Origin of the sequence: Brevibacterium ammoniilyticum (genome assembly GCF_038429965.1) — a bacterium.
In the GTDB taxonomy this organism is placed as follows: domain Bacteria; phylum Actinomycetota; class Actinomycetes; order Actinomycetales; family Brevibacteriaceae; genus Brevibacterium; species Brevibacterium ammoniilyticum.
This window is the reverse complement of sequence record NZ_BAABNP010000009.1, coordinates 1-20,955: the sequence shown is the minus strand read 5'-3', so window position 1 is coordinate 20,955 and position 20,955 is coordinate 1. Positions and strand designations below refer to the sequence as shown.

20 protein-coding genes and 1 pseudogene are annotated in these 20,955 nt (G+C 66.9%); 9 read left to right on the top strand and 12 right to left on the bottom strand.

Annotated features, from left to right (window positions below):
• Window positions 1-70 precede the first annotated feature (70 nt).
• On the top strand, window positions 71-961 hold the full coding sequence (locus tag AAHA49_RS11625; protein WP_342038405.1) for a LysR family transcriptional regulator: 891 nt from the start codon (window positions 71-73) through the stop codon (window positions 959-961).
• A 207-nt stretch (window positions 962-1,168) separates the two neighbouring features.
• Window positions 1,169-2,287 carry a tartrate dehydrogenase gene (locus AAHA49_RS11620; protein WP_342038404.1) on the top strand — a complete coding sequence of 373 codons (1,119 nt, stop codon included), beginning with the start codon at window positions 1,169-1,171 and terminating at the stop codon, window positions 2,285-2,287.
• An 88-nt stretch (window positions 2,288-2,375) separates the two neighbouring features.
• On the opposite strand, the gene AAHA49_RS11615 is transcribed toward AAHA49_RS11620, so the two are convergent.
• The 5 genes from AAHA49_RS11615 to AAHA49_RS11595 all read right to left on the bottom strand — a co-directional run bounded on the left by AAHA49_RS11615 (window position 2,376) and on the right by AAHA49_RS11595 (window position 8,305).
• Entirely contained in the window at window positions 2,376-3,284 is a 909-nt protein-coding gene (locus AAHA49_RS11615) for a cation diffusion facilitator family transporter (protein ID WP_342038403.1), read from the bottom strand.
• 210 nt (window positions 3,285-3,494) lie between these two features.
• Complete coding sequence (locus tag AAHA49_RS11610; RefSeq protein WP_342038402.1) at window positions 3,495-5,441, bottom strand: flotillin family protein; 1,947 nt, start codon at window positions 5,439-5,441, stop codon at window positions 3,495-3,497.
• Window positions 5,442-5,705: 264 nt separating this feature from the next.
• Window positions 5,706-6,158: a DUF3817 domain-containing protein gene (locus tag AAHA49_RS11605; RefSeq protein WP_342038401.1), complete on the bottom strand. Its 453-nt coding sequence runs from the start codon at window positions 6,156-6,158 to the stop codon at window positions 5,706-5,708.
• A 137-nt stretch (window positions 6,159-6,295) separates the two neighbouring features.
• Complete coding sequence (locus AAHA49_RS11600; RefSeq protein WP_342038523.1) at window positions 6,296-7,894, bottom strand: M20/M25/M40 family metallo-hydrolase; 1,599 nt, start codon at window positions 7,892-7,894, stop codon at window positions 6,296-6,298.
• A 105-nt stretch (window positions 7,895-7,999) separates the two neighbouring features.
• Window positions 8,000-8,305 (bottom strand): hypothetical protein, encoded by a 306-nt coding sequence (locus tag AAHA49_RS11595; RefSeq protein ID WP_342038400.1) that lies wholly within the window; start codon window positions 8,303-8,305, stop codon window positions 8,000-8,002.
• 348 nt (window positions 8,306-8,653) lie between these two features.
• On the opposite strand from AAHA49_RS11595, the gene AAHA49_RS11590 reads away from it, so the two are divergent.
• Together AAHA49_RS11590 and AAHA49_RS11585 are read left to right on the top strand one after the other, a co-directional pair.
• On the top strand, window positions 8,654-9,760 hold the full coding sequence (locus tag AAHA49_RS11590; protein ID WP_342038399.1) for a VIT1/CCC1 transporter family protein: 1,107 nt from the start codon (window positions 8,654-8,656) through the stop codon (window positions 9,758-9,760).
• Window positions 9,761-9,885: 125 nt separating this feature from the next.
• Entirely contained in the window at window positions 9,886-10,761 is an 876-nt protein-coding gene (locus tag AAHA49_RS11585) for an aminotransferase class IV (protein ID WP_339391324.1), read from the top strand.
• Here AAHA49_RS11585 and AAHA49_RS11580 read toward each other — a convergent pair.
• Complete coding sequence (locus AAHA49_RS11580) at window positions 10,745-10,996, bottom strand: hypothetical protein (RefSeq protein WP_342038398.1); 252 nt, start codon at window positions 10,994-10,996, stop codon at window positions 10,745-10,747. The genes AAHA49_RS11585 and AAHA49_RS11580 overlap by 17 nt on opposite strands.
• Window positions 10,997-11,153: 157 nt before the next feature.
• On the opposite strand from AAHA49_RS11580, the gene AAHA49_RS11575 reads away from it, so the two are divergent.
• Window positions 11,154-11,453: a DUF4235 domain-containing protein gene (locus AAHA49_RS11575; protein ID WP_339391326.1), complete on the top strand. Its 300-nt coding sequence runs from the start codon at window positions 11,154-11,156 to the stop codon at window positions 11,451-11,453.
• Between the two features lie 110 nt (window positions 11,454-11,563).
• Here the strand turns inward: AAHA49_RS11575 and aroD are convergent, their stop codons facing one another.
• Window positions 11,564-12,367, bottom strand: coding sequence for a type I 3-dehydroquinate dehydratase (gene aroD, locus AAHA49_RS11570; RefSeq protein ID WP_342038397.1), 804 nt, complete (start codon window positions 12,365-12,367; stop codon window positions 11,564-11,566).
• 429 nt (window positions 12,368-12,796) lie between these two features.
• Here aroD and AAHA49_RS11565 point away from each other — a divergent pair, with 429 nt between their 5' ends.
• The 4 genes from AAHA49_RS11565 to AAHA49_RS11550 all read left to right on the top strand — a co-directional run bounded on the left by AAHA49_RS11565 (window position 12,797) and on the right by AAHA49_RS11550 (window position 16,712).
• The gene (locus AAHA49_RS11565; protein WP_342038396.1) at window positions 12,797-14,101 is read left to right on the top strand and encodes a quaternary amine ABC transporter ATP-binding protein; all 1,305 of its coding nucleotides are present in this window, start codon (window positions 12,797-12,799) and stop codon (window positions 14,099-14,101) included.
• The gene (locus tag AAHA49_RS11560) at window positions 14,101-15,045 is read left to right on the top strand and encodes an ABC transporter permease (protein WP_342038395.1); all 945 of its coding nucleotides are present in this window, start codon (window positions 14,101-14,103) and stop codon (window positions 15,043-15,045) included. Before AAHA49_RS11565 ends, AAHA49_RS11560 begins: the two co-directional genes overlap by 1 nt.
• 43 nt (window positions 15,046-15,088) lie before the next feature.
• Complete coding sequence (locus tag AAHA49_RS11555) at window positions 15,089-15,994, top strand: glycine betaine ABC transporter substrate-binding protein (protein WP_342038394.1); 906 nt, start codon at window positions 15,089-15,091, stop codon at window positions 15,992-15,994.
• A gap of 145 nt (window positions 15,995-16,139) precedes the next feature.
• Window positions 16,140-16,712, top strand: coding sequence for a methylated-DNA--[protein]-cysteine S-methyltransferase (locus tag AAHA49_RS11550; protein WP_342038393.1), 573 nt, complete (start codon window positions 16,140-16,142; stop codon window positions 16,710-16,712).
• A 108-nt stretch (window positions 16,713-16,820) separates the two neighbouring features.
• On the opposite strand, the gene AAHA49_RS11545 is transcribed toward AAHA49_RS11550, so the two are convergent.
• The 5 genes and pseudogenes from AAHA49_RS11545 to AAHA49_RS17855 all read right to left on the bottom strand — a co-directional run.
• On the bottom strand, window positions 16,821-18,155 hold the full coding sequence (locus AAHA49_RS11545) for a Dyp-type peroxidase (protein WP_342038392.1): 1,335 nt from the start codon (window positions 18,153-18,155) through the stop codon (window positions 16,821-16,823).
• Window positions 18,156-18,180: 25 nt separating this feature from the next.
• Window positions 18,181-18,798 (bottom strand): copper chaperone PCu(A)C, encoded by a 618-nt coding sequence (locus AAHA49_RS11540; RefSeq protein ID WP_342038391.1) that lies wholly within the window; start codon window positions 18,796-18,798, stop codon window positions 18,181-18,183.
• A 279-nt stretch (window positions 18,799-19,077) separates the two neighbouring features.
• Window positions 19,078-19,737 (bottom strand): hypothetical protein, encoded by a 660-nt coding sequence (locus tag AAHA49_RS11535; protein WP_342038390.1) that lies wholly within the window; start codon window positions 19,735-19,737, stop codon window positions 19,078-19,080.
• 208 nt (window positions 19,738-19,945) lie between these two features.
• A complete protein-coding gene (locus tag AAHA49_RS11530) occupies window positions 19,946-20,626 on the bottom strand; it encodes an LPXTG cell wall anchor domain-containing protein (protein WP_342038389.1) in 681 nt (226 codons plus the stop codon).
• 15 nt (window positions 20,627-20,641) lie between these two features.
• A pseudogene (locus AAHA49_RS17855) lies at window positions 20,642-20,947 on the bottom strand (prealbumin-like fold domain-containing protein); the annotation flags it as partial.
• Window positions 20,948-20,955: the final 8 nt, after the last annotated feature.

Sequence of the window (20,955 nt, the reverse complement as noted above, 5' to 3'; positions counted from 1 at the left end):
CGAACCAGCGTGGCCGAGGCCCGTGGATTAGTCCAAGGCCTGTTTGCGATCAGACCAATAGCATGTGCCTATGGATATTCGTCAGCTCCGACAGTTCCTCGCCGTCGTCGACACCGGCAGCTTCACGAAGGCTGCCGAGGCGATGCTCGTCGCCCAGCCGTCTCTGTCCCAGACGATCAAAGGGCTCGAACGCGAACTCGGCGTCTCACTCTTCAACCGCATCGGCAGGACCGTGAGCCTGAGCGAGGCAGGACGTGAGTTCGAAGGCCCTGCCCGGCTCGCCGTCCGCGACCTCGATGCCGCGAAGGCCCACATCGACCGACTCCGCGGACTGCAGGCGGGCCGCATCGAGATTGCGGCGATGCCCTCGCCGAGCATCGAACCGCTCACCGCTCTTATGGCGACCTTCGCCGCATCGCATCCGCAGATCGCCTTCGCCGTCGACGGCACATTCACAGTTGATGAGACGATCGAATCCGTTCGTCACGGTCGAGTCGAGATCGGCTTCCCCGGAAGCCGGGAACCACTGCGGTTGGCCGATCTCGACGTCATCACGGTCTCGGCCCAACCTCTCATGCTCGCCCGCAGACGCGTGCCCGGTGCACCCCAGGCCAGCATGGTCGATCCGCGGACCCTGACGGGGTCCCGCTTCGTCGTCTCCCATCCCGGTTCGCTCATGCGCGCCTATGTCGATGAGCTCATTTCGGACGGAGTCGATCTCGAGATCACCGCCGAGGTCGCCCATCGCACCTCGATCATCCCCCTTGTCCGCGCCGGCATCGGGTCCGCAGTGCTGCCCTCGGCCTGGCAGGCATTCGCCGGGAACGACGTCGAACTCGTCCCTCTGCTCGGCGCTCCGTCCCTCCACGTGTCCGCGATCTTCCGCCCCGAGGGCCTGACCCCGGCCGCCGCTGCGTTCCTCGCTGCGACCGCGGAGGTCGGAACGACGATGTCAGTCTGAACGAGCCGCAGCGGTACTGAGTCGTGGCCGTCGCCCCGAACAGGCACCGGATGGTCGGCGTCGACCGAAGGCGACCTCGGCGAGGAAGGGTGCGGAACAATCACTCATAGGCAGAGCCAATGGACGGGATCGCGAACGGGTCTTGGACTTATGCGTGATCTCCGCGCTCAATGGAAGGAGCCCAACCGCACCCGAACGAGGACAGCCATGACCGACACCCAGACATTCTCCATCGCCTCCATCCCCGGAGACGGCATCGGCGGTGAGGTCGTCACCGCGGGACTGCGCGTGCTCGACACCGTCGCAAAGCTCTCTGATGGAGGCATCGCTTTCGACGTCACAGAATATCCGTGGAGTTCGTCGTACTACCTCGAGAACGGCACGTATATTCCCGATGGAGGACTCGAAGAGCTGCAGAAGCATGATGCGATCTACTTCGGGGCCGTCGGGTCGGCCGAAGTCCCCGACCACACGAGCCTATGGGGCCTGCGTTTGGCCATCACCCAGCCCTTCGACCAATGGGCGAACATCCGCCCGGTCACCTTCCTTCCGGGCGTGGAGTCTCCATTGCGCAAGGCCGACGAAGCCGATCTCGACTGGATCGTCGTGCGCGAGAACAGCGAAGGCGAATACGCGGGCATGGGCGGACGCAACCTCAGCGGCCGCGGCCCCGGCAACGAAGTCGCCCTGCAGACGAGCCTCCACACGGAGAAGGGCACCGAGCGGATCATCCGCTTCGCCTTCGACCTCGCCCGCACACGTCCGGTGAAGAAAGTGTCCTCAGTGACGAAGTCGAATGCCCAGCAGTACGGAATGGTTCTCTGGGACGAGGTCTTCGCCCGCGTCGCCGCCGACTACCCCGATGTCGAGACCGAGAGCGTCCTCGTCGACGCGATGAGTGCGAAGTTCGTCCTCCACCCCGAGCAGTTGTCGGTGGTCGTCGCGTCGAACCTCCACGCCGACATCCTCTCCGACCTCGGATCGGCCCTTGCCGGCAGCCTCGGCATTGCCGCAAGCGCGAACCTCAACCCGGAGAAGCGCTTTCCCTCGATGTTCGAACCCGTCCACGGTTCAGCCCCCGACATTGCGGGGCAAGGGGTATCCAATCCGATCGGCGCGATCTCGTCAGCTGCTCTCATGCTCGACGACTTCGGCCTGCATGGTGAAGCGGACGAGGTCAGGCGGGCGATCGAGGATGTCACAGCGGCCGGTATCCTACCCCGAGATCTCGGCGGGGACGCGAACACGATCGAGATGACCGAGGCGATCGTCGCACAGCTCGAAGCGATCCACGCGGGGGCCGGTCAACCGGAGCCCGCCCACTGAGCACGACGCATCCCCGGAGAGACTGGGAGGCCCGCCCCTGCGACGCGAATCGCAGCGACGAGCCTCCCAGACTCAAGGGGTGCGACCCTCAGCTGTGGGTCTTCTTCTCTGCCGCAGCTTCCTTGGCAGTGTCGAATTGGAACGTCGAATGCTCGATCGAGATGTTGAAGTGCTTGGCCACGCAGTCCTGGAGGTCTGCGAGGATCTTCGGCGCGTGCCCGTCGTAGAAGCACTCATCGGCGAGGACCACGTGGGCCGTGAGCACCGGGAGGTTCGAGTCGATCCGGGTGACGTGGAGGTCGTGGACCTCTTCGACGTGGTCGACCTCCTCGATGTGCTTCTTCACATCGTCGAGGTCGAGCTGCTTCGGCGCCGACTCGAGGAGGATCGAGCCGGTCTCCTTGAGGATCGCGAAGGCGCGCGGCACGATGAGGGCCGCGATGACGAGGGCTGCGACCGCATCGGCACGCGTCCAGTCGAAGAGCCAGATCGAGACGGCAGCGACGATGACGGCGACCGAGCCGAGCGCATCGGCGATGACCTCGAGGAACGCCGCCTTGAGGTTGAGCGAGGCGTCCTTCGACGAGGTGAGGATGAGGATCGAGACGATGTTGCCGGCCAGGCCGACGACACCGAAGATGAGCAGCTCGGGGCCCGGCACCTCGGGCGGAGCGAAGAATCGGCGCACGCCCTCGATGAGGCTGTAGATGCCCAGGCCGAGCAGCAGTGTCGCCTGCGCTCCGGCGGCGAGCACCTCGGCGCGCTTGAATCCCCAGGTCTTCTGGCCCTTCGGCGGGCGGGCGACCAGGGTAGCTGCGAAGAGCGCGATGCCGAGGCCGATGAGGTCGACGGAGTTGTGCCCCGTGTCGACCAGGAGCGCGAGCGATCCCGTCCAGATGGAACCGAAGACCTGGAACGCGAAGATCACCAGGACGATGCAGAACACGATCGCCAGGCGCTTGCGCGACCCGGCCTCGTGCGAGTGGTCATGAGACATAGAAACTCCTTTCGAACTCACATTAACATATGCGCATGTGTTTATAAATCGGACCTGAGTCTGTGTGGATCATGAACGCTCCCGCGATCGTTCTGCAATGGTAAGCGCCTCCGTGGCGGATCCGACTCGAATCCTGGGTGAATTTCGAGTCGGATCCTCCACGGAGGCGCGTGAAGAGATGCCCGCCGAGGCGGTGCTACCAGAGTCAGGTCACTCGGGTGGGGTGTCCTTGCCGGGCTGGTCGCCGTCGGAGTCCGACGAGTCGTCGTTCGACGCCGAACCGCCGCCGGTCGGTCCACCGGTCGAACCGCCGCTTCCCGCACCGCCGCCGGCCGGTCCACCGGTCGAACCGGCGCCGCCCGCACCGCCACCGGCCGAACCCGCACCCGTCGACCCACCCGCGGTACCGCCGTCGCGGCGGCGCAGCGCTTCGTCGATGTAGGCCTGAACGTCGATGCCGGTGGCGCGCTTGACCTCGTCGCCGATGTGCTGGATGTCGATACCGCCGTCGGGATCGAGGAAGTCAGCAGGATCGAAGCCCGCCCACTGGCCGCTGTCCCACTGACCGCCGCGACCTCGCGCGCCCGGGCCGCCGCGACGCTGACCACTGCCGTCACCGCGCGAACGACGTCCGCCGGGAGCGCCGCCTCGGCGACCCCGACCGGCCGCGTCATCGTCGGCGAGCCGACCCTCGATCACCTGACCGGACCCCGAACCGGAACCACCCGAACCGCCGGAACCCGAACCACCGGAGCCGTCGCCGTCCCAGTCGCCGGAGCCGTCACCCTCAGCGCCGTCGGAGTCTCCGGACGAGCCCTGCGCGCGATCGACGAGGTCGGTGAGGTCGATGCCCGTCGTGCCGCGGACGACCTCGAGGACCTGTGCGAGGTTGTTCGACACCGAGTTCGCAAGCTTCGACTCGCCGTCGGTCGAGACGATCGAGAGGTCCTTGATGTTCGAGTACGGCGCGACGAGCTCGCCGGCGATGTCCGGCAGCACCTCGAGCACCTTCGAGAGCACCGCGGCGTCGTTGAACTTCTTGTACGCTTCGGCCTGCGCCTCGAGGGCACGCGCCTCGGCCTCACCGCGGGCCTTGATGGAGTCGGCTTCGGCCTGGCCTTCGAGGCGGATCGCCTCGGCTTCCTTCGACCGGCGGTGGAGTTCCGCGGCCGCCTCGGCGCGACCCTGCGCTTCGATCTCGTACGCCCTGGCATCGGCGGCGGCCTGCTGCCGGTAGCGTTCGGCATCGGCGGGGCGGCGCACCTCGGCGTCGAGCTGTTCGGCTCGCAGCTCGGCGGCTTCCTTCGCCACGACCCGGTCGCGTTCGAGCAGCTTCTGCTTCTCCGCGGCCGCCGCGAGCGGACCCGCGTTGTCGGCCGTCGCCTGCCGCTGGTCGGCCTCTTCCTTCAGGGCCGCGCGACGCAGCGCGAGCTGCTGCTGCTGTTCGGCGATCGCCTGGTCGGTCAGCGCCTGCTGCTTCTGCGTCTCCTCGTTCTGCTGCGCCTCCTCGACGGCTGCGGCTCGGGAGGCATTCGCCTCGGCGATCGCGGCGTTCTTCGCGACCTCGGCGGCCTGGGGGCGGCCCCAGTCGCGCAGGTAGCTGCCTTCGTCCTCGACCGCGGAGATCTGGAAGGTGTCGATGACCAGACCCTGGTTGTTCATCGAGTGCGCGGACTCCTCCTGCACCTGCGCGGCGAACGAGGCACGGTCCTGGATGATCTGCTCGACGGTGAGCGTGCCGACGACGGCGCGCAGCGTACCGGAGAGGATCTCCTTCGAGTAGTGGTCGATCTGATCCTGCTGATCGAGGAAGCGCTGAGCGGCCTTGCGCACGTCGTCGTCGGTTCCCCCGACCTTGACCTGCGCGACACCGCGCAGCTTGAGCGCGATGCCGTTCTTCGAGATGCCGTCGATCTCCACGGAGATCTGCCGCGAGGACAGGGAGAGGATGAAGGCCTTCTGCACGACCGGATAGACGACCGCGCGCCCGCCGATGATGATCCGTCCCGACCCCGACGCCCCCGAGGCGTTGCGGCCGGTGATGATGAGGGCCTCCGACGGGGAGGCGATCTTGTACGACCGAAGGATGACGATGAGGGCGATGATGACGACTACGACGATGGCGCCGATGCCGACCACGCCGAGCATGGGGTCCATGAGCGGGCCTTTCCGTGACTCGTGAAGGGGTGCGGCGGACCGACGCGGAGTCGCCCCGTGCTCACCACCCTATCGGAGGCGCTCAGGGATGCCCAGGGTCATCCCTTTCGATGATCCCAGGTGAGAGCCTCGCCGAGGCGGCCCTGCGTTTCAGTCCGCATGCGCCGTCGCGAGTGGGGCTGAGTCACCCCGCCGAGGTGTGTCCGATCGCCCCGAACTCAGGCGTCGCGTCCGGGGCGGTCCACCCCGCCGAGGTGGGGGCGATCAGCTTCCGGGAGGGCCGACGATGAGGAGGCCGGAGAAGACGACGATGACGACGACCACGCCGATGCCCGCGGCGAGTCCGGGTGAGCGGATCGCCCACGCGCACAGCTTCTCGAGCGGACCCCGCGGTGCGCGGCCGTCGCGTCCCAGACCCCAGCCGCCGTCGAGGGCTCCCGCCCGATTCGAGGCGATCTCGAACGGGATCGTCGCGAACGGCACCACCGCCGAGACGAGACCCATGAGGAGTCTGCCGATGCCCCACTTCTGCGAGATGCCGACGAGGATGACGACGAGGACGAAGCAGAGGAAGACGAATCCGTGGATGCCGCCGCCGATGCGCACGCCGATCTCGGTCGTCTTGGTCACGTATTTGAGGAACATGCCGGTGAGCAGAAGGGCCCAGGTGATGGCTTCGGCCACGGCGAAGAAATTGAAGAGCTTCTTGGGAGTCACGGAACCCCATTGTGCCGGGCGAACTTGAGTGAAGCCTGCGCCGCGCACTTCGCGCAGACCCGGCAGAACCGCTCAGACATGGACACGCGGGCCGGCGAACTTGTCCAGTCACCGGCCCGCGTGGCTTCGGGGTTGTGTTACTTCAGGCTGCCAGCCTTCCGGCGGCGTGCCCCCATGGTCATGACCACACCGAGCACGATGAGCGCTGCGGCCGAGGCGATGAGCGGGAGTGCCTCGGAACCGGTGCGCGGGAGGTCTCCCCCGCCGCCGGCCCCGGGATCGTCAGCACCGGCGGCGACGACTTCGAAGGACCCGGTGAGGGGATCTCCGCCGTCGCATTCGACGGTGACGTCGTACTTGCCGACGTACTCAGCCGACTTCGACTCGTCGAGTCCGCGGACGCCGAACTTCGCGACACCATCGGCACCCACGGTCGCCGTCTGCTCGAACTCCTTGATCTTCCCGTTCTGCGGGGAGACCGTCATCGTCGCTGTCGTCCCGGCCGCGCAGCCGGTCGCCGTGACCTGGACGCCCTTGTCGGAGACGAAGTCGTTCTCGTCGACCTTCTTCGGGTCGATGCTCAGACTCCGCTCGACCGGATCGTCCGTGGGAGTCTCCGTCGGGGTCTCGGTCGGCGTGCTCGTCGGGGTCTCGGTCGGGGTCTCCGTCGGAGCCTCGGTGAGATCGTAGGCGAGCGTGTGCACGGAGTAGGCGATCGCCGGTCCGAAGATGTCGAGGGCCTCCTTGCTCATGTTCTCCACCGTGTCGGTGGCCTGGTGGTAGTTCGTGTCCTGAGGCTTGCCGGCCTCACCGCCGAACCACTCGACCTCCTGCTCGGTCTTGATCTCGTCAGCGCCGGAGAACAGACCGCTGACGGGGATGCCCGCGTCGAGGAAGGCCTGGTAGTCGGAGCGACCGGAGAACTCGGTGCCGACGTTCTTCTGATCGTTGTCGGCGAAGTAGTCGGTGAAGACCTTCTCGAGCTCGGCCGAACCGTCGGGCACCGTGATGCCGTCGGGGATCGGGACGTCGGAGCCGTCGGAGTCGAGCGTGCCGACGACGTAGTTGTCCGAACCGATCATGTCGAAGTTCATGTACGCCTTGACCTTCGAGAGCTCCTCGGCGCTGAGGCTCTCGACGTACTTCTCCGAACCGACGAGTCCGACCTCCTCGGCGCCCCAGAAGCCGAAGCGCACGGCGTTGTCGACCGGTGTCGGCTGCTTGGCGAGCGCCTCGGCGGTGGCGAGGAGGGCCGCCGAACCCGAGGCGTTGTCGTTGGCCGCAGGACCTTCGGGCACACCGTCGAGGTGGGCGCCGAACATCTGCACGTTGTCCTTCTTTCCGGCCTTCGTCTCAGCGATGACGTTCCATGTCGTCACCGTCTTGTACTCGGTCTCGAGGGTGAAGTCGGTGGCCGGAGCCTCTCCTTCACCGGCGGCCTGAATGGCTTCGAGGAGACCGTTGCCGAGGTTGTAGGTCGTGCCCACGGTCGGTGCGCCGTTCTCGATGCGCGCACCGAGGGTGGCGTTGAGCTCCTCGTCGGGAGCGTCCTTGGTGTTGTTGTAGATGATCACCGCGGCAGCCCCGGCGTCCGTTGCGGCCTGCGCCTTTTCCCCGAAGGTGCAGGAGCCGCGGGCGACGAGGACGACCGAGCCCTTGGCCGAATCGTCGTAGTCGGTGGCTTTGCAGCCGAGCTGACCGCCGGCCAGATCCGAGTAGTCGTCATCGACCGGCAGGACGAGCGGCAGACCGGTCAGCGGCGCCGAGGTGCCCTCGGTGTAGCTGGCCGGATTGACGGCGATGTCCTTGCCGTCGACCTTGACGGCGACGGTGCCGTACGTCTAGTCCTCGACCTCGAACGCCTGCCGGGAGACGTCGTAGGCGCCGGTGGCCTCGAGCGTCTGCTCAACGTACTTCACAGCCTCCTCGTAACCCGGCGCACCGAGCGCCCGGTAGCCCGTGTCCTTGTTGGCCACGGAGATGTCGGAGAGCTTCTGCACCTGCTTCATCACGGCGTCTCCGGTGACGCCCATGTCGGTGTGCTCTGTCGGTCCCGCGGTGCCGGCGGCCATCGCCGGCGCCATGCCTCCGAGGACCAGTCCCGCGGCTGCGGTGACGGCCAGAGAGGCTCTGATGCGTAACTTCATGGAGATCCTTTCGCTCCTCACAGTGCCACGCGAATCGCTCCCACCTCATGGGCCGTCGGACGTGCACGACCCTGCACACTGGTGAATGCGCAGACTTCTCGGCACCCCGCGATGGTCGCAGGGGTGCGGTGCGCTCGGTGCTGGGAGGGTCTGACTCTGTCGCTTCGCCGAGTGCTTCGCCTTTGGTAACGAATCACAAACTTCTATAACGAAACGGTGACACAACTCACATAGTCCATCAATTTAGCCGATCAGAACGCCCGTTAGGTCACGACTTGATAACAAACTATATTTAAGCAGTTGCGCAAGTGTTGAACTCACGGGCGGGTTCCGCGTAGAATCAGACCAGTGAGCAACCAGCATTCCTCGATTCAGACGCAGTCCGAACCCCCCGATCGCCGCACCATCCGCCGGTGGCAGCGCTATCTGGCCAACGAACGCCTCGAGGAACGCGTCTACCGCGATCTCGCCCAGCGCCGCACCGGCGAGGACCGCGAGATCCTCCTCGCCCTGGCCACCGCCGAATCTCGGCATCAGCAGCACTGGATCAGCCTCCTCGGCGAGCATGCCGAACGCAAGCGCACCCCTGACCTCGTCACCCTCTTCCTCTCGTTCTTCGGTCGGCTCTTCGGCTCCGTGTTCATCCTCGCGCTCGCGCAGCAGTCGGAGACGAGCTCGCCGTATCAGGACGAGGTCGCCGCGTCCCCGGAGATGGCCGCCGATGAGCGCATTCACGCCGAGGTGGTCCGCGCCCTGGCCGCCCGGTCCCGCGCCAGGCTCTCGGGCAACTTCCGTGCCGCCGTCTTCGGCGCCAACGACGGTCTCGTCTCCAACCTCGCCCTCGTCCTCGGCGTCGGCGCCGCGGGCGTGTCGAACACGGTCATCCTCCTCACCGGCATCTCCGGCCTCCTCGCCGGCGCCCTGTCGATGGGGGCCGGCGAGTACATCTCCGTGCGTTCTCAGCGCGAGCTCCTCGACGCCTCCATGCCCGACCCGGAGTCCCGGCACGCCCTGGCCGATCTCAACATCGATGCGAACGAACTCGCCCTCGTCTTCCGTGCCCGCGGGATGGATGCCGCCGAGGCGGAGGCCAGGGCCCACAAGACGATCGCGCAGGCGAAGTCGACGCAGGCCCCGCAGCTGCCGAGCATCGACGCCGGCGTCGACCGCGATGCCCTGGGCACGGGCATCGGCGCGGCGGTTTCGAGCTTCTGCTTCTTCTCCTCCGGCGCGCTCATCCCGATCCTGCCCTACATCTTCGGCATGTCGGGTCTGCCCGCAGTCTTCCTCTCCGCCGGCCTCGTCGGCGTAGCGCTGCTCTTCACCGGCGGCACGGTCGGCCTGCTCTCGGGCAAGGCGCCTGGGCCGCGGGCGCTGCGGCAGATGGCGATCGGCTTCGGCGCGGCCGCCGTCACCTACGGTCTCGGCCTCCTCTTCGGCATCACGACCGCCTGAGTCCGCCGCACGGTCAGCGACTGCGCAAGCCGTCCGAGACCGCGCCGGCAGCCCTGCTGCCCGGGACCATCCTCACTTGTCGTCACGGTCTCCCGTCCGGAGTGCCGCGACCGTAGACTGTGGGCATGACCGAAGTCCTCGTCCTCATCGATCCCGGCACGGCGACGATCACGTCCGCCCCGCTCGACTCCCCCCAGCTGCCGGTGACGGATCTCTCCGCCCACCGCGGCGACGGAGTCTTCGAAACCGTCCTCGTCCACGTGGACCCGACGACGAAGGAACCCACCGTGGTGTCCCGGGAGAGGCACTTCGCACGGTTCCACTCCTCCGCCTCGGCGCTGGACCTGCCCGAACCCGACCGCAGACTCTGGCGTCAGGCCGTCGACACCGTCGTCGCGGAGACGATCGCAGCGAACCCGGGCATCACCGAGTTCGGCGTGCGCTACTCGCTCTCCCGCGGCGGCGCAGCCCCCCGCGGCTGGGCCTTCTCCGTGCCCATCGACGAGTCCCTGACCACGGCACGAGCCGAAGGGGTGCGCGCGGTGAGCATCGACCGCGGGTACCCGGCCTACCTCGGCCGCAGCGCCCCCTGGCTGCTCATCGGCGCGAAGACCCTGTCGTACGCGGTCAATCAGGCCGCGATCCGCCATGCGAAGGCCCAGGGCGTCGAGGAGGTCCTCTTCGTCTCCCACGACGGCGTCGTCCTCGAGGGTCCGACATCGAACATCGTCATCCGCCGAGGCGACCACCTCCTCACCCCGGATCCGGCGGCCGGCCTGCTGGCGGGGACGACTCAGCGGCTCCTCTTCGACCATGCCGGCCGGCTGGAGCTGCGCGCGGACTTCGCCGACCTCAGCCTCGACGACGTCCATGCCGCGGATGGCGCGTGGCTGGTGTCCTCGATGCGTACGGCCGTGACGCTGCGCGAACTGGACGGCAGGGAGCTGTCTCGGGACGAAGCACTGACGCGGGAGTTCCAGCGGATCATCGCCGCCGGGTGACCTGCTTCTGACAGCTCGGCGTCGGTGCCTCATCGGAGGACTCGTGCGCGTCGTCGATGCGGGGCACGGCCGCGGCGAGGATGAGTCCGAGGATCGACGCCCCGCACCCGGTGAGCCAGAGCACCCAGAAGGCAGGGGCGAGTTCGGGGATGAGGCCGAGAATGAATCCGGCGGCGCCGAGCACGAAGAGACCCGTGATGACAAAGCTCTTGCGCCTGCACAGCATGGACTCCACCTCTCCTCTTCCGTGACCCACGCTAGCGACGGCGAAGAATCGGCACATCCCACAAAAGTATGAAATCGACAGGCCTGCGATAGTGTGGGCACCGAGGATTCCTCGACTCGGCGACGCGTGCGCTCGCCCCGAGCACTTCGGACGAAAGGACACGGACATGGGAAAGCTCGCATGGCAGATCATCGGCGTCGGAGCACCCATCGTGGCGGCGTTCGCTGCCCGCAAGGCGCTGACGTTCGCGTGGGAGAAGTCGACGCACCGTCCCGCACCGTCGAACCCCGTCGATGATGAGATCTCGATGTCCGAGGCGCTGGCCTGGACGATCGTCTCCGGTGTCGGCGTGGCCGTGGCTCAGCTCGTCGTCCAGCGTCTGGCCGCGAACACCGTGCGCAAGAACTTCGGCGACGAAGCGCTGCCGAAGAAGTACCGCAAGCAGATCGCCGAGGGCGTCGACTGACGACTCAGCACACGAGGACCCCGGGAGCCGACCATGTCATCGGCTCCCGGGGTCCTCGGCGTCTTCGCACTCGCCGAGGCAGTCACGGCCCTCGGCGGGCGGAGTCGTTCCTAGCCGTAGAGGGAGTCGAGCATCGCGGCGAGCTCGGCCGCGTCGATCTGCCCTGGTGCTGACGCCTCCCCCATCTGCGCGAACGTCGCACAGGAGCCGAAATCCCCGCCGAGGATGCGGCTGGTTCTGCCCATCCGACCCATCGAGATCCCGAGGACGGGACGATCGAGGTCGGCGTCCGCCTCGGCGGTGGCGCGCAGCAGGTCGGCGACGTCGGTCGGCGAGGTCGGCATCATGGCGATCTTCGCGACGTCCGCACCGGCTTCGGCCATGCCGGTGAGAGTCTCCAGCATCTCCTGCACAGTGTCCGTAAACGCGAAGTTGTGCTGGGAGGCGACTACGCTCTGCCCGTGCGCATGCGCTGCGTCGATGAGCTCTCGCGAGTGGGTGCGGGCGATCTCGACGTCGACGGCAGGCGCGACCCGGGCCGCGGCGACGCGCCGGACCACCTCGGCGTAGTCGTCCTCGCTGACATCGGCGACACCACCCTCGAACCCGGAGCGCAGGGTGATGAGCACGGGCAGGCCCGCTCCGGTCACGTGCGGGGCCAGGGAGGTCACCGCCTCGGCGACGGCATCGACGTCGACCGGGACAGCGTCCTCCGACGCATCGGACTCCGGCCCTGCCTGACCGACGGCTGCGACGAGGGGGTCGATGCGCCATTCGATGACGTCGGCGAGGCCGCTGGCAGCGATCCGTGCGCACTCCTCGGCGAGGGCCGCGGACTCGGTCTGCTGGACCGGGATGATGACGGCGGGTCGGCGAGGATTGCGGGCGTCGTCGAGGAACGGCAGAGGCTTCATCCTCCCCACAATAGGGTGCCCCGCCGATGACGGCGCGGGCGTCTCATTCGGTCGGACAACGTCCGCGGTGGGCCGGTCGAAACGACTGCGGTGAGCCTGGAGACGCAAACGAACTTACAAGTCAGTGAGCTTTACAGACCAGTAAAGGCATTTCATTGACGACTCCTTGAGTACGCACTGAAATATAACGATCAAGTAACGCAATGAGATGCGTCGTTGCAGGTGAGATAGCCTGTCAAACACAACACTCCCTAAGGCAACAATAAAATCTCCGCCGAAAAGCATGAAGAATTCTATAATGGTCCAGAGAAATCCGTGAGCGGTGAGGCCCATGTGATCGGTGCGTGTTCGACTGCTCCACTGCCTGACCGCGCGACTGGGTGACGCCTCTCGTACCTGCGGACATTCCGGACTGCAAGGAGGAAGCGCGTGAGCGTCGTCAGAGCTTCACATGTCTACAAGGTCTTCGGCAAACGCCAGAACGAAGTCGTCAAGCGCCTCGAAGAAGGCGCGGACCGCGACGAGCTGACGAAGCTCGGCACAGCCGCCGTCATCGATGCGAACTTCGAGGTCGAGCCCGGAGAGATCTTCGTCGTCATGGGACTCTCCGGCTCCGGCAAGTCGACGCTCATCCGCACGCTCAACGGCCTGTGGACGACGACCTCGGGATCGGTCGAAGTGCTCGGCACCGACATCGCCAAGGCGGATGCGGCCACGCTGCGCAAGGTCCGCAGCGAACACATCTCGATGGTCTTCCAGCATTTCGCGCTCCTCCCCCATCGAACCGTGCGTGAGAACGCCGCGTATGCCCTCGAACTCCGCGGTGTGCCGAAGATGCAGCGCCTGGAGAAGGCGGACTACTGGCTCAAGGCCGTGGGACTCGAAGGCTGGGGAGACAAGTTCCCCGGTCAGCTCTCGGGAGGCATGCAGCAGCGCGTGGGCCTGGCTCGCGCGTTCACGGCCGAGACCGACATCCTCCTCATGGACGAGGCGTTCTCCGCCCTCGACCCGCTCATCCGGCGGGAGATGCAGGAGCTGCTCGTCGAACTGCAGGCCAAGTTCAAGAAGACGATCATCTTCATCACCCACGACCTCAACGAGGCTATGTTCATGGGCGACCGCATCGCCGTGATGCGCAACGGCCGGATCGTGCAGATCGGCACCCCCGAGGACATCCTCACCGACCCGGCCAACGACTACGTGGCCCAGTTCGTCCAGGACGTCGATCGTGCCCGCGTGCTCACCGCGAGCAACGTCATGGAGAAGCCGCGACAGGTGATCTCGGACCAGAGCGGTCCCCGGGTGGCGCTGAAGACGATGCGCGACGGCTACTCCTCGGCCGTCTACGTCACCGATCGCGACCGCCGCTTCCTCGGGGTCGTCAGCGACCGCGACGCCGTCGACCAGATCAGGGCCGGGGCCCGCACGCTCGAAGGCCTCGTCAAGCCCGCGGCCCAGGTGGCCAAGCCCGACGACGTCCTCATCGACCTCTTCATCCCGTCGGCCGAGTCGCCGCTGCCCCTGCCCGTCGTCGACAACGACGGGCACCTCGTCGGGGTGATCCCCCGGGCCACACTGCTCGCCGCCCTCGGCCATCAGGCCGGTGACGATGCCGTGCATCAGCCGGCGCCTCCGCTCGCGGCCAGTGAGATCGAGGAAGTGCTCGCCGACGATCCGGCGGCGGGCACCGAGACCATCGTCGTCGAGGACGCCGTGAAGAGGGAGGCCCTGTAATGGAGAACATCAGAATCCCGATCGGCGCATGGGCCGACGTCGTCTTCGAGTGGCTCAAGGACAACCTGTCCTGGCTCTTCGACTTCATCACACTCGTCGTCAGCTTCCTCGTCGACACCCTCACCCAGGTGCTCGTCGACCTGCACCCTCTCGTCATCATCCTCATCCTCGCGTTCTTCGGTCTGCTCGTGCGGTCGTGGCAGTTCGCGGTGGGCACCGTGATCACCATGTTCTTCATCATGACGATGGACCAGTGGGTCTCGGCCATGCAGACCCTCGCGCTCGTCGTCCTCGCCGCCCTGGTCGCGATCATCATCGCGATCCCCGTCGGCATCCTCGCCGCACGCAACGACACGGTCTCAGCGATCGTCAAGCCGATCCTCGACTTCATGCAGACGATGCCCGCGTTCGTCTACCTCATCCCCGCCGTCACCTTCTTCAGCATCGGCGTCGTCCCGGGCCTCGTGTCCACCGTGATCTTCGCGCTGCCGCCGGGTGTCCGCTTCACCGAGCTCGGCATCCGCGGTGTCGACTCCGAGACGGTCGAGGCCGGCTACGCCTTCGGCGCGACTCCGCGTCAGATCCTGCGCGGCGTGCAGCTGCCGTTGGCAACCCCGACCATCATGGCCGGCATCAACCAGGTCATCATGCTCGCCCTCGCCATGGCCGTCATCGCCGGCATCGTCGGCGCGGACGGTCTGGGCAAGAACGTCGTCGAAGCCGTCGCCACCCAGAACCTGCCGCTGGGCGTCGAAGCCGGACTCGGCGTGGTCATCCTCGCGATCTACCTCGATCGTGTGACCGCGGCCCTGGGCTCGGCGAAGGACTACCCGAACTCGCTCCTCGGAATGCTCAGACGGCGCCGGATCGCCGCGGGTGAGGCACGCGGAGCAGCCGAACCCCAGGAGGTCGACGTCGTCGAGATCGACCGAGTCCAGAGCTGAAACAGACCACCCGACAGTATCCCTGAGAAGTAAGGAAACCACGATGAAGAAGCGTTTCGTCACCAAGGTCGCCGCGATCGGTGCGGCTCTCGCCCTGGCACTCACCGGCTGTTCGCAGGAGGCGAGCAAGGACAACGCCTCCGGCGGAGGCGACAAGGGCACCATCACCCTGGGATTCATCCCGTCCTGGACCGATGGGCTGAGCACCGCCTACCTGCTGGAGAACCAGCTGACCAAGCTCGGCTACAACGTGAAGATGGAGACGATCACCGAGGCTGCGGTCCTCTACTCGGGTCTTGCTAACGGCGACGTCGACATCTACCCCTCGGCGTGGCCCGAGGTCACCCACAAGCAGTACATGGACAAGTACGGCGACAAGCTCGAAGACCTCGGCGCGTACTACGACAACGCCAAGCTCACCATCGCCGTCCCCTCGTACTCGAACATCAACTCGATCGAGGACCTCAAGGGCAAGGCGAGCGAGTTCGACGGCAAGATCATCGGCATCGAGCCCGGCGCTGGTCTGACCGCGCAGACGAAGGACAAGATGATGCCGGCGTACGGCCTCGACGGCGAGTACGAGCTCGTCACCTCGTCGACGGCGACGATGCTCACCGAGCTGAAGAACAAGATCGACAAGAAGGAGGAGGTCGTCGTCACCCTGTGGCGTCCGTTCTGGGCCAACAGCGCCTACGACGTCAAGGACCTCAAGGATCCGAAGGGCGCCATGGGCAAGCCCGAGGCGCTCCACTTCCTCGCAACCAAGGGATTCTCGGAGAAGAACCCGGAGGCGGCCGAGTACATCAAGGGCATCAAGCTCGATGACAAGCAGTACGGCTCGCTCGAGGACATGGTCGTCAACAAGTACGGCGAAGGCAAGGAGGCCGAAGCCGTGACCCAGTGGATCAAGGACAACCCGAAGGCCTACTCCACCGAGATCAGCGAGTGATCGCTGAGAGCGTCGTCGGCTGAGCGATCGGTCGGCACCGGGCCCGCCTGTTCGCATCGCGAGCAGGCGGGCCCTTCTCATGCCCTGAGGCTCATCGCCGACCACGGCATTCCCGGCGCCGAGGCGGTCGCACTAGGGTGGGACCATGACCGGATCCGATGAGGCCCCCACCATCCAGCGGGGACAGCTCGACACCGTTGTCGGACTCGTCTCGCTGACGAGCACCGGGGAGACGATCGTCCGCCTCGAATGGGTCACCGCCGAGGATGCCGGAAGTCCCAGCGGCAGTGGCGACGGCGGATCAGGCAGCATCGAGGACGAGCCCGTCGGAGGAGACCCTCGCGATCCTCTCCTCCTCGACGCGCTCGCTCAGGTACAGGCGTACTTCGACGGCCGCCTCGGCGAATTCGATCTTCCGCTCTCACTGGCGGGGATCTCCGACGTCGCCACGCGGGTGCTCACGACGCTTGCGGACACGGTCGGATACGGGGAGACCGTGACCTACGGCCAGCTCGCCGAGCGCAGCGGCACCGGGATTCCGGCACGTGCGATCGGCAGCATCATGGGGATGAACCCGCTGCCGCTCATCATCCCCTGCCATCGCGTCGTCGCCGGCGACGGCCTCGGCGGCTACTCCGGCGGACCTCCGGGTCAGGGTCTGGAGACGAAGCGCAGACTCCTCGAGTTCGAAGGCGCCCTCCCGCAGTCCCTCTTCTGAGCGACTGCCTTCTGAACGCCTGCGGCGAACCCCCAGACGACACCAGGGCCGTGACCCGATGGGTGTTCCCACCAGATCACGACCCTGCTGCCGAACGATGACGGCGACTCAGCCCTCGAAGAGAGCCTGCCCGACGTACTCGCCCTGCTTGACACCCCTAGGGATCGCCCACACCGTCGACGCGATGGGCACGGTCCAGATGTTGAGCAGGTCGAACTCGGCCAGACGCCGCTGGATCGGCAGGAACTGCCGTTCGATGTCGGCCTGGAACGACGCGAACAGCAGACCCGATTCGCCGCCGGGGCCGGTCTCGTAGTTGTACGGCCGGCGGTGGATCTGCGCCTCGGGACCCAGACCGTCGCGCGACCGCGCCACATGCGAGGCCGACGAGATCACGGTGAGCCCGCGCTTGTCGACGGCCTTGAAGTCCGGATCGTCGAACTCCGACTTCCCCGTCAGCGGGGCGCCGTTGTCCAAGGTCCGCCCGATGGCGAACTCACGTCCCGGACGGTCCGCCTCATCCCAGGTCTCGAGGTTCATCGCGATGTCCCGCAGCACGAGGGTCGTCCCGCCCTGCAGCCAGTCGGGCAGGTTCGCACCGAGGTCGCTCGGCGGCTCACCGCGGGAGGAGAAGGTCGGATCCTTCCGACCGCTCGCTCTGCCCCACACGAGCCGGTTGAAGTCCTCGGACCCCGGTCCCGGACTCGCCGTGCCGTCGATCTGACCGAAGAGGTTGCGCTGGGTCCTGCTCTCCCCCACGCTCCCGTACGAACGGCGGAACCCCGTGCGCTGCCAGGCCACCTCGGCGAAGGCCCGGGAATCTTTCCACAGCATGCGCCGGGCGTGGTTGACTCCGATCGGGTCGTCCCCGCAGATCTGGATGAGCAGATCCCCGGTCGAACGCTTCGGATCGAGCCGGTCGATCGTGAACTTCTCGAGCGGACCCAGCCACGACGGAACCTTCGCAGCCCCCGCCGTCCGCACGAGCCCGGGCCCGAACCCGAAGGTCACGGTCAGGCGCGCCGGATCGGCGGCGAGCTCCGGTTCAGAGTCCGCCAACGGGGCGACGCCCTGCGTGAGCGCGGCCGCGTCATCGGTGAGCAGACGCAGCCAGCGCTTGACGTCATCGGCCGTCGACCCCGGCTTGAGCGTGAAGGCGAGGAACTCGCCGTGGGCCTGGGGCATCGTCTCGACCCCGGCCTGATGCTCGCCGTAGAACGGCTCCGCGACCGCGCCGTTGGCACCCTGGGTGTCTCGCCGAGGCTGCTCATCGACCTGCTTGTGCGAGGCCCGTCCCACGCCGAATCCGGCGAGCGAACCAACGGCTCCCGCCCCGCCGGCGACGGCCGCCGACGCGATGAGGCGTCGACGGCTGAAGCCGGAGCGGGTCGAGCCCTCAGCGTTCGCAGTCGGATCGGATTCCGTTCCTGACGCGTCGCTCATCTGCGGATCCTGCGACGGGCGGGGATCACTTGTCACCGGACATGTCCATCCCCTCCATGCCGCTGTCGCCGGACTTCTTCTCGCCGTCCGTGCCGGCATCGGCCTCACCCGGCGCGTAGGTCTCCTGCGCACCCGAGTAGTCCTTGGCGACGGCCTTGACGGGGATCGTCTCGTCGTCGGCGGTCACGAGCTGGACGTCGATCTCCTCACCCGGCTTGATGGGTCGGGTCAGACCCATGACCATGATGTGGTCGCCGCCGGGCTCGAGGGTGTAGGACTGGCCCGCCTTGATGACGAAGCCGCCCTTCTTCTCCTGCATCTTCATCGTTCCGGTGCCGTCGTCGACTGTCTCGTGGAGCTGGACCATCGACGCGCCGTCGTACTTCGCCTCGACGAGGTTGATGTCCTTGTCGGTCGTGTTCGTCAGCGTGCCGAAGATTCCGGTCATGTTGTCATCGGCGGCCTTGACCCACGCGTCGTCGAGGGTGAGCGAGGCGGCCGCGGTCTCGGCGGAGCTCGCCGAGGTGGTCTCGGAGCCGCTGGCCTGCGTGCTGCTCTGGCCGCAGCCGCTGAGGCCGAGGACGAGGGCGACCGAGGCGGCGGCGATGGGCATGGCGGTGGTGAGGATGGTGTTCTTTCGCATTTTCGTCTGCACTTTCGTGTATGTGGCGCTCGACGATGTCACTGGACTCGGTCGCTGCTCGGACCGGAGGTCAGGCGACCTCAGCGGTCTGCGGACCGGAAGGGAACGGAGCGAGGACCGGGATCTCAGGTGCGGACGCGGTGTCCGACGCAGGTTTCACCGCCTCGGCGAGGCAGGAGTCCCTGCCCGAGAGGCAGGACCGCAACGATTGGTCGACGAGTGCCGAAGATGATGGGACGGCAGCTGAGGCATCGGGCCGTGGGCTGCCGGGGTGGGGTGTCAGACGAGTACGGGAGGGCCGCGACGATAGTTCGGGCCGAGGACGGCCGTGGCGATCCGCGTCGGCAGGTCGCAGAACTCGGCGAGGAACCGCGTGTCGGCGTCGGCGAGGGTGCGGCGGACGAGCGCGAAGGCGCGCAGCGCGACCCCGACGGGACCGAGTGCGAGCTGGAGGATGCTCAGCACCAGGTCTTCGCCGCGTTTGAGGATGAAGGCGGTGATGACGATGCCGACGATGTGGGCGAGCACCATCGTCGGTCCTGCGCCGTTCGAATGGTTCATCGTCTGGGCCATGGCGGCCTGGCTGAGGTCGAGCGAACCGACGGGCTGGCTCATCATCTCGTGTTCGCTCGCGGACATGCCCGCCATCGTCGAGTCCGAGCCTGCCTGCGCCGTCGCACCGCTCATCGGACCCATCGAGCCGAACCAGCCCATGGAGACATGCATGAGGATCTGCCCGAGTCCGATGATCGCGGCGAGCGAGAGGTGGCCGAGCCTGCGACCGGCGAGGGTCATCGCGGCCCAGAGGACGAAGACGAAGACGAATCCGGTGCCGACCACGGAGACGTCGCCTCCCGCCCCGACGTGCATGAGCAGGGCGAGCAGGGTGGTGATGAGTGCGGCGAAGAGCGCCCGGACGGACTTGTGCCAGCCGGTCATGCCACCTCCTCACTTCAGCGCCTGCTCAGGCTCCTCGAACCTTCTACCCAGTGTAGAACCGGGGGCGCGGGCCATGCCAGTCGCCGCCGTCGCGCCCGGTCACCGGCATCGCGCCGGGCGGACCCTTCCGGGCCCCGGCGAAGTCTACCCGTCTGCGGTGAACGTTCGGAGNCCCCGCGCGGTCCCACCCCTTCGTCTCGCCGAATCGTCAGTCGGTCTTCTCCGCCCGACGGCGGGCGAGGAAGACGACCGCAATGCCGAGAGCCATCAGTGCGGCGGCGATGCCGATCATGCCGAGTGTCTCGACACCCGTGCGCGGCAGGCTGCCGCCGTTCGAGCCACTGGTCGACCCGCTGTCCGCGGAGCCTGCGGTGGCGCCGTTCGACCCGGTGTCGTTCGACGAACCGTTCGACGCACCGCCGGACGACGCCGTGCCGTTGCTGCCGTTCGCCGCGGAACCGCTGCCTCCGTTCGCCGCGGAACCGCTGCCTCCGTTCGCCGCGGATCCGCTGCCTCCGTCGTCGCTGTTCGACGCTGCATCGGAGTCCGCGCCGTTCGCGGCGGAGTCAGCGTTCACTGCGGAGTCCGATTCGCCTCCGTTCGCCGACGCACCGGCTTCGGAGCCGTCCGCCCCGGAAGCCGCATCACCGGTATCGGCAGCAGCATCCGAATCCGCTCCATCTGTCGAGGCGTCAGCCTCCGCGCCGTTGGTCGAGGCGTCGGCCTCCGTGCCGTCGGTGCTCGCGTCAGACTCCGAACCGTCCGTCGAAGCATCGGCTTCGGTGCCATCGGTGCTCGCGTCAGCCTCCGCGCCGTTGGTCGAGGCGTCGGCCTCGTCTCCGCCTGTGCTTTCCTTGACGTTGACGAACTTACCGGCAGTCTGCGTCATTCCGCCACCGGAAGCGAGGGTCACTTTCCGCTCTTCGTCACTGAGCACGTATCCCGTCGGAGCCTTGATCTCCTTGACAGAGTAGTCACCCTCGGGAAGCTGGTCCACGCTGAATCGACCGCCGTGCCCATCGATGTCGAGGTCACCGTTGTCGACGATGGTCTTCTCGTATCCGTTCGGCCCGGTGACTTTGAATTCTGCGCCCTCAAGCAGGTCGCCGTTCTCGTCGAATTTCGACCAGGAAAGGGGCTCTTCGCAGCTGAGAGTGTAGTCGGGTTGGGCGCGTCGGTCGCTGGATAGGGGTCGAGGCCCTCCGAGGATGGAAGTTC

Coding starts and splice junctions, on each gene's coding strand:
- AAHA49_RS11625 (WP_342038405.1), top strand. CDS start 71: ATGGATATTCGTCAGCTCCGACAGTTCCTCGCCGTCGTCGACACCGGC.
- AAHA49_RS11620 (WP_342038404.1), top strand. CDS start 1,169: ATGACCGACACCCAGACATTCTCCATCGCCTCCATCCCCGGAGACGGC.
- AAHA49_RS11615 (WP_342038403.1), bottom strand. CDS start 3,284: ATGTCTCATGACCACTCGCACGAGGCCGGGTCGCGCAAGCGCCTGGCG.
- AAHA49_RS11610 (WP_342038402.1), bottom strand. CDS start 5,441: ATGGACCCCATGCTCGGCGTGGTCGGCATCGGCGCCATCGTCGTAGTC.
- AAHA49_RS11595 (WP_342038400.1), bottom strand. CDS start 8,305: ATGAAGTTACGCATCAGAGCCTCTCTGGCCGTCACCGCAGCCGCGGGA.
- AAHA49_RS11585 (WP_339391324.1), top strand. CDS start 9,886: ATGACCGAAGTCCTCGTCCTCATCGATCCCGGCACGGCGACGATCACG.
- AAHA49_RS11575 (WP_339391326.1), top strand. CDS start 11,154: ATGGGAAAGCTCGCATGGCAGATCATCGGCGTCGGAGCACCCATCGTG.
- aroD (WP_342038397.1), bottom strand. CDS start 12,367: ATGAAGCCTCTGCCGTTCCTCGACGACGCCCGCAATCCTCGCCGACCC.
- AAHA49_RS11560 (WP_342038395.1), top strand. CDS start 14,101: ATGGAGAACATCAGAATCCCGATCGGCGCATGGGCCGACGTCGTCTTC.
- AAHA49_RS11555 (WP_342038394.1), top strand. CDS start 15,089: ATGAAGAAGCGTTTCGTCACCAAGGTCGCCGCGATCGGTGCGGCTCTC.
- AAHA49_RS11550 (WP_342038393.1), top strand. CDS start 16,140: ATGACCGGATCCGATGAGGCCCCCACCATCCAGCGGGGACAGCTCGAC.
- AAHA49_RS11545 (WP_342038392.1), bottom strand. CDS start 18,155: ATGAGCGACGCGTCAGGAACGGAATCCGATCCGACTGCGAACGCTGAG.
- AAHA49_RS11540 (WP_342038391.1), bottom strand. CDS start 18,798: ATGCGAAAGAACACCATCCTCACCACCGCCATGCCCATCGCCGCCGCC.
- AAHA49_RS11535 (WP_342038390.1), bottom strand. CDS start 19,737: ATGACCGGCTGGCACAAGTCCGTCCGGGCGCTCTTCGCCGCACTCATC.
- AAHA49_RS11530 (WP_342038389.1), bottom strand. CDS start 20,626: ATGACGCAGACTGCCGGTAAGTTCGTCAACGTCAAGGAAAGCACAGGC.